Source organism: Roseivirga sp. BDSF3-8 (assembly GCF_041449215.1).
GTDB lineage: Bacteria > Bacteroidota > Bacteroidia > Cytophagales > Cyclobacteriaceae > JBGNFV01.
In genome coordinates this window covers 2,677,021-2,689,793 of record NZ_JBGNFV010000001.1, presented here as the reverse complement: position 1 = coordinate 2,689,793, position 12,773 = coordinate 2,677,021, and the positions used below count along the sequence as shown (strand labels likewise).

The 12,773-nt window shown below is 48.0% G+C and carries 2 protein-coding genes; both read right to left on the bottom strand.

Annotation, left to right across the window (positions count from 1 at the left end):
- Positions 1 to 1,863, bottom strand: coding sequence for a class II aldolase/adducin family protein (locus tag AB9P05_RS11095; protein ID WP_371908897.1), 1,863 nt, complete (start codon positions 1,861 to 1,863; stop codon positions 1 to 3).
- 7 nt (positions 1,864 to 1,870) lie between these two features.
- Complete coding sequence (locus AB9P05_RS11090) at positions 1,871 to 12,763, bottom strand: amino acid adenylation domain-containing protein (RefSeq protein ID WP_371908896.1); 10,893 nt, start codon at positions 12,761 to 12,763, stop codon at positions 1,871 to 1,873.
- Positions 12,764 to 12,773: the final 10 nt, after the last annotated feature.

Here is a 12,773-nt window from a genome sequence, read left to right as displayed (position 1 = left end):
TTAATTGGAAGGTCTGTATTCCTTTAGGTCAGGAAACATTCTCTCTGCCTTCCGCAGAAGGGCATCAAACTCGATGCGAAAGCCAAGTGGATTAGCTATCCACATTTTTGTTTCCCTGGCCACTTTGGGGTCTATTAGTTTTGGCTCACCATACTGAGCTGCCAGGGCATTCAAACGGTATGCTCTTTCCATAGCCACCATATACATTACGGCAGTCTCAATATTGGTTCCGCATGTAATAGTGCCATGGTTTCTAAGGATAATGGCACTTTTTCCGGCTATGGTTTCTGCTATGCGGCTGGCATCTTCACTGTCGTTTACAGGACCGTTAAAGGAATCATATACTGCATGATTCTCATAAAACATACAGCAGTTTTGGTCTATCGGGAGAAGTGGTTTTCCATAACTGCCAAACACAGTTCCCCAGGGAGAGTGGGTATGTGCCACAGCATGAACATCAGGGTAAGCTGTGTGAATAGCAGCATGAATACAGAAGCCGGCCGTATTAATGGGCGGATTACCTTCTACAATATTGCCGCTGCGGTCCACCATTACAAGGTTATCAGGAGTTACCTCTTCTGCCAGTTTTCCAAAGGGATTCACCCAGAAGTAATCCTTCTCTCCTGGTACTTTAAGACTAATATGCCCGCTTATACCACCCTCATCAAGGTTTTCGGCTACCATAATACGATAAGCGGCAGCCAGCTTATATTTAAGCCATTCTCTTGTATCCGTTTTCGTATTGCGAATGAAGTGATCTGCTGTCTGTCTTCTCGTCTGGTTTACAGCCTGCTGACCTTCAGGCTTAGGGGTTTCTGTTTGAGGAATAAATGTATGGTGAAAGGGCTCTGCCATACACACCAATACACGGCGCTGTCCTTCAAAAGGGAACCTGGCATGGGCAAATTGCATATTGTCCAGAAGCAAAACATCATCCTTTTCCCAGTCAAACACAATCCTCACCTGCTCAAATGCCGTTCTGATTATTTGCAGCGTTTCTTCCTCAATAGCACTGCCATCACCATAATAGGCGTTACGCGGCAGGTTATTTTCGCCATAGCGATCTGTGAGAAACTTCCGTACATACTCGGGCAGGTTGGTATAATGGAACAGATGTGCCTGATTAAACCAAAGCTTTTTGCCTGACTCAGGATGAGCCAATACCCCCTGACATACTTGCTCGGTACGCAATGTACCATCTTCTTTCCAGATAGTTTTTATACCTTTTTTGCGACAAAATTCGTCTACCTCATTTTTGTCAGAGGTTCCGTAAACCTCCTCCCATTTAAGGTCCATGTCCTTTCCGAAGTTACGGACATACATTACCCCAAGTTTTTCAAACTTTTCTCTTATTTCTGCAGGAAGAACCTGGTACATGCCCTCGCTATCACATACGGGAGTCTGACCGCCTTTCTCTGCCGGAATTTCGCAGGTAAACCAGATTTTTCGGGGCCAGTTATCTGTATAGGAATGCTCATTATGTAGCGGAATATGCTGATCTTCAGGATATTCCGTAGAGGTATAAATGTTATTGTCTACCTGGGTTCTGGGCGTGGATGGCTCTTTATAGTCCAGCAGATCAGAGTCCGCCATAGACCTGGAAATGGTGTGGAACTTCCCTCCCACATCAAACCCACGAAATAATACAGCTTTAAACTCACCGTATGCTGCATTCACCTCTTTCAGGTTTTCATCAACCCATGACTGCAGAGAGTTACCAGGCCTTGTATTTCTGAAAACGCGAATTTTACCATGCTCATTTTCTATGAATTCCTTTCTGATATCTATAGAAGAGGCAGATAATGCAGTGCCCTTCGGTTTTGTATTCTTCAGGCTACTTAAAAGGGTTTGCTTCGTATTCATAGGGTTGTTACCTCAGGTTTACTTTTAGATTTTTTAGTTTAGATAGTGCAGCAGAGGCTTTTTTCTCTTTCGCAGCTACCATATCCCCGCGTCTTTTATCCGTATAAGTGTCCAGGTCATTCAGAGATAGCCCGGGGTTATCTGCTATCTTCTTCAGCAATTCACTAAAGGCTGCCCAAAGAGTAGAGATTGTATCTTCCCGGAATAGTCTGCTGCGGTATTCAAAGGTGACATTCAGTCCATCAGGCACCAGGAATAGCATCAGGCTCAGGTCAAATTTTGCCTGGACCATTGACAGATTTATCTGACTGATTTTGAGATCAGTCAGGGAAGAAACAGCTAACCTGTCCGTAGTGTCATAGTTGTTAAATACAAACCGGGACTGAAACACTGGTGAGGTTCCTGGCTCACGAGAGATATTCAGGTTATTCAGAATTTGATCAAAAGGCATGGCCTGATGTTTCAAATCCTGCGTTAATGCTTGCTGGGTTTGCTGGGCAAAAGCACCGAATGAAATATCCTTTGGAATTGTAGCTTTAAATGGTAGTGTGTTTACAAAAAAGCCTATCAGTGGCTGTAATTCTTCCTGCTCCCTTCCTGCTACGGATATGCCAGTTAGTATGGTATCCTGTCCGGAAGCTTTTTGCAACAATACATTATAGGCTGACAGCAGTAGGGCATACAGGCTTATACTTGCATTTGCGGCTACCTGATTCAATCGAGCCAATATTTCATTGTCTAGAATACCATGAAAAAGTTTTCCAGTATTGTCACCGTCTGCAATCAGCCGGGAAGTATCTAGCGGCAGGTTTAGTACAGGGAGGTTTCCTTTAAGCCTGTTTTTCCAATAAGCGGATAGTACTTCCTGCCCTCCTAATTCCATTTTACCATTTTGCCATGCTGCGAAGTCATAGTATTGGACAGGTAGCGGAGTATGACCCGGACTTTTTTGATCTGCATAAGCCAGGTAGGCCTCTACTAGTTCTTTTTCAAATATGGCATTACTTATTCCATCAGTAACTATATGATGGAGGGTATATATAAGACCAGTTTCAAACTCGCCAATCTTTACAATTTTTAACCTTAAAAGCGACCCTTCATACAAGTCAAATGGCTCATTCTGGCTCTCGTCAATTATTCTTTTTACAGAATCATAGCTATTTTCATCCTGGCCAACCTCGATATGTCCGACTGGAATAAAAAAATCATCGGAAGGGACCACTATAGCCACAGGTGCGTTATCTACAGTCACAAAGCGGGATCTTACTACTTCATGTCTGGTTGTAACATAGCGAAGCGCCTTTATTAGAATTTCTGCATTAAAAACGCCTTCTATGATAATTCCCTGAGTAATGTTATATGCCGCACCGGAACCCTGCATCATTTCTGTTATCCAGAGACGCTTCTGATTGTTAGATAGGGCATAATGCGTAGCTTTACCGAGAGTTTGAATAGCATCCGATCCTGCTACAGGCAGGGTTTCGATATGCGCTGCCAGAGAGTCTATCTGCGGATATGTAAATACTTCAGAAAGTGATATTTCTTTTCCATTTAACTTTTTAAGCCTTGCCGCCAGCTTCATTGCTTTTATAGAGTTTCCTCCTATGGCAAAGAAATTGTCAGTAACACTTACTTTCTCCAGGCCAAGCACCTCCTGCCACAGAGTCTGCAGTACAGCCTCTGTTTCACTGGCCGCGGCCACATACGCTCTTTCCTGTAACACAGGATCCGGCAGGGCTTTCTTATCTATCTTCCCGTTGGGTGTTAGCGGTAAGCTTTCCAGTACCATTACCACGGAGGGCACCATATAGTCTGGCAGGAAGCCTGCTGCAACCTGACGGTAGTCTGCCGACAAATCTGCCCCCGGCTCTATGGCTATATAGGCCACCAGCATCGCATCTTCGCCACTGCCCTTCACCACGGCCACAGCTTCTTTCACTTCACTGCGGGACATCAGTACCTTCTCTATCTCTCCAAGCTCTATGCGGAAGCCTCGCAACTTTACCTGCTCGTCTATACGGCCATGGTAGTGCAACTGCCCTTCTCCGTCCCAGCTCGCAAGGTCACCCGTGCGGTAGAGGTGTCCTTCACCATATGGGTTGACAAGAAAGCGCTGTGCAGTAAGTTCTGCCGAATGAAGGTAACCTTCAGATACACCACTGCCGCCTATGTATAGCTCTGCAAATACACCCGGAGGAACAAGGTTCATGCCCCTGTCCATCATGTACACCTGCGTGTTGGCCAGCGGTTTACCTATAGTCACACGCACTTCTTTTCCGCGCTCCATACGGTGGTGGGTAGAGTAGGTCGTAGTCTCCGACGGGCCATATAGGTTATTTACCTGTTGTACTTGCGTATTTTCAAATACCCGGCGTACTAGGGCATCTTTCAGCGGCTCACCCGCTACGTTTAGCACTTTTACCTGAGGGCCTATCGCACCCTGATCCAGCAGCAGTTTCACTGCGGAGGGAACCGTATTCACCAGCCTCACCTGCTCTGCCACTGCAAGATGGGGCAGGTCGGTCACTGTCTTTGCCAGTATCACCGTACCACCTGCCGAAAGGGGATAAAACAGCTCATAGATGCTCAGGTCAAAACACACTGAGGTACTGAATAGTACACCCTCCAGGCAGGAGGAGTCAAAAGTCTCCGTTGCCCACTGTAACAGGTTGCTCACATTTCCATGGGTAATACTGATACCCTTTGGGTTGCCCGTAGAACCGGAGGTGTAGATCACATAGGCACGGTCTGTCGACTGAAGGCTGATAGAAAGACCTTCTGCTTCACTAAATTCTTCTGTATTATACGAGCATACCAGAAGCGCATTCTCTCCTTTAGGCTTATCCGTCACCAGCAATCTGGGCCGGGCGTGTTCCAGAATGTAGGACTGCCTGCCTGCAGGGTAGCCAGGGTCTACTGGTACATAAGCAGCTCCCGTTTTCATTATCGCTATAAGCGCAATCACCAGGGCTGCTGAGCGCTCCATTCTCACCGCTACAAGGTCGCCATGTGCTACTCCGTAGTTAGTGATAAGCCTGTGGGCCAGCCCGCTGCTCAGCCTGTCAAGCTGGCCATAGCTGTAGGAGGTTTCTCCATCTATCAGGGCAATGGCCTCCGGCTGACGAACAGTTTGCTCCCTGAAAAGGGAAATAAGGTCTTTGTCCAGGTCGTACGCTCTTTCCGTCTGGTTAAACCCATACAGGACCTGCGCTCTTTCCTCTGCCTGAAGAATATCAACTTCTGAAGGTTTTATGCCTGGGTTCTCAAGCACTGCTTCGCAAAGGCTGACCAGGTGCCGGCCCATCCGCTCAATCGTGACAGGGCCGTAAAGGTCGGTAGCATATTCAATGGTACAGTCTAGCCTGTCCCCCTGATGCCTGAAGGCAAAGGAGAGGTCAAATTTGCTGGTATGGAATGGAAGGGCTTCAGCTACTATCTCAACTCCTGCAATAGCCGGAAGCTGCGAGCTGCTCTGCTCCTGGTAGTTTACCATCACATTGAACAGCGGAGGCCTGCCTGTACTGCGAGGAATGTTAAGCTCATCTACCAGCCTGTCAAAAGGATAGCTGCTGTGAGACAGCGCCCCCAGAAGCGTTGACTTTACCTTCTCCAGCTGGGAGGAAAATGTGTCTTCACCAACTATCTCAGTACGCAGAGCAAGGGTATTTACGTAAAACCCAATCTGGTCTTTAAGCTGGGGCAGGTCTCTGCCTGCTACCGGTGTACCCACGATGATGTCTTCCTGCCCGCTGTAGCGTGACAGAAGATTGTTTACCAGGGCCAGAAGGACCATAAAGGGGCTCGCTCCCTGGCTGGCAGCCACGGAGCGGAGTTTTTCCGTAAGTGCTGCATGAAGGGTAAAACTATGCTGAGCTCCCTTAAAAGACTGTACTCCCGGGCGGGGCTTATCTGTCGGCAACTGCAATACAGGAAGCTCACCACTGAAGTGCTCCAACCAGTAGTCTCTCGCTGCCTGGTAGGCGTCGCCGGACAGCCGGGCCTGCTCCCATACCGCATAGTCCTTATACTGGATGGAAAGAGGAGCCACAAACCACTCCCTACCCGATACAAGCGCCGAATAGCAGGCAAACAACTCACGGATGAATACTTCCATTGACCAGCCATCACTGATGATATGGTGCATGCTAAATATCATCAGGTAATCATCCTCTGCCCTTTTTAGGAACCGAAGACTCAGCAGGTTTCCACTTTCCAAGGCAGGTACATTCTTTAATAAGTCTGCAAGTGATTCATCACCAGGCTCTATAAGTGTTATTTTCCCGGATACATTCTTATCAATGACCTGGTACACTTCTTCCTCCTGCTGAACAAAGCGTGTCCTGAGTATCTCGTGCCTGCCTATGACAAGGGTTAACGCTTCTTCCAGCAGACTAAAATTAACCTGTCCCTTTACGTTATGAAGAGATACAATATTATAAGCCTGAGCACTTTTATCAATCCCTGACAACATCCACATTCTGAACTGACTGGAAGAAAGCGGGTAGCGCTCGCGGATATCCGCATAAGGAATTATGGTTACTTCTTCCTTCCCTTCCTCCAAAAGTCCTGCCACCCCGGCGATGGTATTGTGTACAAACAGGTCAGAAAGGTTGAAGTGAACACCTGTCTTTTCGGCAAGAGCCGAGGCAAGCTTGTATAGTTTGATAGACTGCCCGCCCAGTGCAAAAAAGCTATCATATATGCTCAGTTCCTCTACATCCAGCACCTCTCTGAATGTATCACGCACTACCATCTCAAGGTCATTACGCGGGGCAATAATTTCCCTATTTCCGAAATCAGGGCTTGGGAGTGCTTTTCTATCCACTTTACCGTTAGCGGTTAGTGGAATAGTATCTACCACCACAACCAGATCAGGAATCATGTAGGATGGAAGTGCTTTAGACAGTAAGTTTCTTATTTCCGGAACCTCACCATCAACCTTCACGTAGGATACTAACCTTTTGTGGTCTTTCGTATCAGTAAGTAATAAGGTAACAGCCTCCGATACACAAGGTATTTGCTTCAACTGGTAATCTATACCACTAAGCTCAATCCGATACCCTCTGAGTTTAACCTGCTCGTCTTTCCGTCCCTCGAACAGCAGATTTCCATCTGGTAGCCAACGGCCCTTATCCCCGGAATTATACATCTGATGACCTGGGTTGAAAGGATCGGCCACAAAAACCTTCTCTGTTAGGTCGTCCTGTCCATGATAACCTAAAGAAACACTACGACCGCCGATAAATATGCTACCGCTAAGCCCCTCGCCCACCAGTTTATGGTTTTCATCTAATAGGTAGATGTGGGTATTAGGCAGAGGTCTACCGATAGGGATATAACTGTTTTCTTTATCCCGGAAACGGTAGCTTGTTGCCACCACAGTTGTTTCTGTAGGACCGTAGTTATTATGGAGTATTATTTTCTCATTACTACATAGCATACCGGGGTCCTCTCCCCCGGTAAGCAGGTGAACAGGGTTATCAGGTTTAAACTCTGAGGAAAGAAGTTGCCTTGCAATAACTACCGGCAGGTAGGTATGGGTAATACCTTTTTCCTGCATAAACACACCAAGCTTACCGGTATCATAACGCAGGTTTGCCGCCACGGGATACAGTGTGCCGCCAGTAAGCAGATAAGGAAATATCTCCCACACCGAGGCATCAAATCCAATGCCGGCAAAAAGGGTGGCACGGGATCTTTCGCTCGTTTGATAATGGGTAATGTGCCATTCGCACAGGTTAGCCAGGTTAAAGGAAGAAACGGTAACTCCTTTGGGCTTACCGGTAGTTCCGGAAGTATAAATCCGGTATACAGGCAGGTCCGTTTCCGGCTGCTTCGGGGGAAGGTTGTCCCATACATCAGGCTCTGCTGATAATGCTTCATATGACTCCACCACACAGTCGGACAGGGTATCTGCTGCGGCAACCATTAGTACAGGACGGCTATCGCTGATGATATAAGATTTCCTCGCATGCGGGTCATCCATATCTATAGGCAAATAAATCGCCTTACATCTCAGGATGGCCAGAATAGTAGTCACAAGAGCTGCAGACCTGTCCATAGATACGGCAACGACCACCCCGGCCTTTACTCCGTACTTTCCGGCCATCGTCTGAGCCAGCTTGCAGGAATTTTCACGCAACCTGCTATAGGTCACCACCTCATCTTCCACAATGGCTGTATGATCAGGCAGTTTTTCCGCTATTAGATCAAACCTGCTTATAATATTACCATAAGGTAGATTGAGCACTTCTCCCCTTCCCAGGTCTCTTAACGTATGGGCTTCTTCTTTTGAAAGGTAGGTATGCTCTTTCAGAGAAGTCTCCTTGTTTTCCACAGCAACCCGGACCAACTTCTCAAAATGGTGTATTAAGCGCTCAATCTTTCCCCTGCTGTATAGGTTTTTGTTATAGTCAGCCAATATTTTTAAACGGCCGTCTGTATTGGCAAAGGTTATACTAATATCGAACTTACTAGGGGCATACTGACTGTCAATTTGCTTAAGTGTAAAAGGTATATCCTTAATAAAATCAGTTTCACCAGTTTGGTCTTCATAGTTGACCATGATGGCGAACAAAGGACTTTTGTCTGCCGGAACCTGAAGGTCTTCCAATATAGCACTGAAGGGGTATTCCTGGTGTTCAAGAGAAAGCGATAGCTGTTCTCCATTTGCTTTGCATAATTCAGCAAATGATGTCTCCTCTTTAACCTCCGCTCTCAGAAGTATTGTATTAATATACAACCCCACCTGGTCTACAGTATAAGGATGAACCCTCCCGCTTACAGGGATACCCAGAACAATGTCACTCTCTGAGGTATACTTTGACAACAGTGCCTGGAGGGTGGAGTATAATACCGTAAAAGGCGTGCACCCGAGTGAAAGGGCAAATCTCACTACCTTATCAGACACATTTGTATCTATTGAGTGGATTACCCTATCTCCGTCAGAGCTTTCTTTCTCATCCGGGAGATAGTCATAGGGAAGAGTGGTGTAAGCCAGTTCACCTGAAAGGAGTTCACCCCAATAAGCTGCTGCCTCCTTAAATTCTCCGTGTAGTAATGCTTTACGTTGCCATTCACTGTAATCACGGTATTGAACAGGCAAAGGCTGAAGGTCTGGCTTCTCATCCCTCCCAAAAGCCATACAGGCTTTCATCAGGTCCCTGAAGAATACAGGCATGGACCAGCCGTCCGCTATAATATGGTGAAAGGTCAGCCCAAAGAAATAATGATTAGCACCGACACAAACAACTCTTAGTTTCCATAATGGCCCTGCTCCAAGGTCGAATATCCGCTTGCTTTCTTCTGCAGCCAATTCTCCCAATAAAGGAGCACCAACTTGGTACTCATATACAAAAACATCCTCTGCGTCCAAGCGGGGCTTTACCTCCTGCAAAAGCTGGCCTTTTTCTTCACGAAATACAGTACGCAGTGATTCATGACGTTCAATCAGGTATTGAACCGCATCATGAAGGACCTCCTCTTTAAGGCTTCCCCGAAGTTCAAGATAAAACGGTATATTATAAGCTGCCTCACCTCCCTGCAGACGGTGAGCCCAGTAAATTCTTCTCTGAGCAAGGGAAGCAGGAACCTCTCCTGTGGCTTCTGTAAGGGGTATGGGAGCCAGTGCCACGGAGCAATTCTTTAGTGCCGGGGCAAGCTCTCTGATTGTAGGAAAAAGGAATATGTCTTTTATCTTGACGGATGTACCTGTCTTATGAAAAATCCTGGCTGCCAGCTTCATCGCTTTAATGGAGTTGCCCCCTATGGCAAAGAAATTGTCAGTGACACCTACTTTCTCCAGGCCAAGCACCTCCTGCCACAGAGTCTGCAGTACTGCCTCGGTTTCACTGGCCGCGGCCACATACGCTCTTTCCTGCAACACAGGATCCGGTAGGGCTTTCTTATCTATCTTCCCGTTAGGGGTTAGCGGTAAGTTTTCCAGTACCACTACTACGGAGGGCACCATATAGTCTGGCAGAAAGCCTGCAGCCACCTTCCGGTAGTCTTCTGCCTGCTCCGCACCCTGCTCTACCGTCATATAGGCCACCAGCATCGCATCCTCACCGCTACCCTTCACCACAGCCACAGCTTCTTTCACTTCACTGCGGGACATCAGTACCTTTTCTATCTCTCCAAGCTCTATACGGAAGCCTCGCAACTTCACCTGCTCGTCTATTCGACCATGGTAGTGCAGCTGCCCGGTTCCGTCCCAGCTCGCAAGGTCTCCCGTGCGGTAGAGTTGTCCTGCCCCATATGGGTTGGCAAGGAAGCGCTGTGCAGTAAGGTCTTCCGAATGAAGGTAACCTTCCGATACACCACTGCCGCCTATGTAAAGCTCTGCAAATACACCGGGAGGAACAAGGTTCATGCCCCTGTCCAAAAGGTACACCTGCGTGTTGGCCAGCGGTTTTCCTATTGTCACACGCACTTCCTCTCCGCGCTCCATTCGGTGATGAGTGGAGTAGGTCGTCGTCTCAGAAGGACCATACAGGTTATTTACCTGCTCTACATTAGTTTTCTCAAATACCCGCTGTACAAGCGCATCTTTCAAAGGCTCCCCAGCGACATTCAATACCTTCACCCGGGGGCCTATAGCATCCTGTTCAAGCAAAAGCTTTACCGCAGAAGGCACCGTGTTCACCAGCCGTACTTTCAGTGCGGCTGCAAGACCGGCAAGGTCGGTAACTGTTTTTGCCAGGATCACCGTACCACCTGCCGAAAGGGGATAAAACAGCTCATAGATGCTCAGGTCAAAGCACACTGAGGTGCTGAACAAAACACCCTCCAGGCAGGAGGAGTCAAACGTCTCCGCTGCCCACTGTAACAGGTTACTCACATTGCCATGGGTGATGCTGATGCCTTTAGGGGTACCCGTAGAGCCGGAGGTATAGATTACATAGGCGCGGTCTGCTGCCCGAAGGCTGGTAGCAAAACCGGCTGCCTGCTCACTAAACGCTTTTTCATGATAGATGCATACCGGAAGCGTTTCTGCTCCGGAAGGCGCATCGGTAACCAGAAGCCTGGGGCGGGCATGCTCCATAATGTAAGACTGCCTGCCTGCTGGGTAGGCAGGGTCTACCGGTACGTAAGCCGCTCCGGTTTTCATCACGGCCAGAAGGGCGATCACAAGGGCTGCCGAACGGTCCATCCTCACCCCTACCAGGTCACCATACCCTACACCATAGCTGGTAGTCAGCCTCTCGGCCAGTCCGTTGCTTAGCCTGTCAAGCTGTGTATAGCTATAAGTAGTCTCGCCGTCTATCAAAGCAACCGCTTCGGGTTGCAGGCTGACCTGATTTCCGAAAAAGGTGATAATGTCTTTATCCAGGTCATAAGCTTTTGCCGTCTGGTTGAAGCTATGGAGTACCTGCTCTCTTTCTTCTGGCTGTAGTATGTTTACTTCTGCGGGTTTTAGACCGGGGTTTTCGAGCACGGCTTCTGCAAGGGTACACAGGTGCCCGTCCATCCTTTCAATAGTAGATGGCAGGTACAGGTCAGTAGCATATTCAATGGTACAGTCTAGCCTGTCCCCCTGATGCCTGAAGGCAAAGGAGAGGTCAAATTTGCTGGTATGGAACGGAAGGGCTTCGGCTGATATCTCAACTCCTGCGATAGCCGGAAGCTGGGAGCTGCTCTGCTCCTGGTAGTTTACCATCACATTGAACAGCGGAGGCCTGCCTGTACTGCGCGGAATGTTAAGCTCATCTACCAGCCTGTCAAAAGGATAGCTGCTGTGAGACAGTGCCCCCAGAAGCGTTGACTTTACCTTCTCCAACTGGGAGGAAAATGTGTCTTCACCAACTATCTCAGTACGCAGAGCAAGGGTATTTACGTAAAATCCGATCTGGTCTTTAAGCTGGGGCAGGTCTCTGCCTGCAACAGGCGTACCTACAATTATATCTTCCTGGCCGCTGTAGCGTGACAGAAGATTGTTTACCAGGGCCAGAAGGACCATAAAGGGGCTCGCTCCCTGGCTGGCAGCGACGGAGCGGAGTTTTTCCGTAAGTGCTGCATGAAGGGTAAAACTATGCTGAGCTCCCTTAAAAGACTGTACTCCCGGGCGGGGCTTATCTGTCGGCAACTGCAATACAGGAAGCTCACCGCTGAAATGTTCCAGCCAGTAGTCTCTCGCTGCCTGGTAAGCGTCGCCGGACAGCCGGACCTGCTCCCATACCGCATAGTCCTTATACTGGATGGAAAGCGGAGCCACAGACCACTCCGCACCCGATACAAGCGCCGAATAGCAGGCAAACAACTCACGGATGAATACTTCCATTGACCAGCCATCACTGATGATATGGTGCATGTCGAGCGCAAAAACAAAATCGGTCTGTTTTAAGCCTATAAGTACAGCTCTGAGAAGAGGTGCCTTTTCTAAATCAAAAGGAGCGCTTATTACAGATTTTATTATACCCGAAGCTTCGTCCACAGTGTCGGCACTGCCTGTCCGCAGGGTGAAGTACACGTCTTTTTGCGAAGCCACTTCCTGGTAAGGCTCAAAATTCCTGAGCCCAAACTGAGTTCTCAGAATTTCATGCCTGGCGATGAGGGCATTAAATGCTGCTTCAAGGAATGGAGCATTTACGGCACCCTTTACCCTGAAAACAGAAGGGATGTTATAAGCCACTGCGCTTTCTTCCATTTTGTGCAGCAAAAACAAGCGCTGTTGTGCACTGGATAAAGCATAGGTACTACCTGGTTTCTGCGCAGGTATAGTTTCTGTGCCGGCAGAGGTTTCCCTAAGAAAAGCTATGAGCGCTTCTTTATTGGCTTTAATCTGCTCTACTACCGCAGGTGTCAAAGCAGATTTTGCCCCTTTAAGTACAAGTTGTCCATCCTCCAGTTTGAGCTTAATGCCCATTCCGGCTAGATCCCTAATCAGGTAGCTGGCTTTCATCCTTATTCCT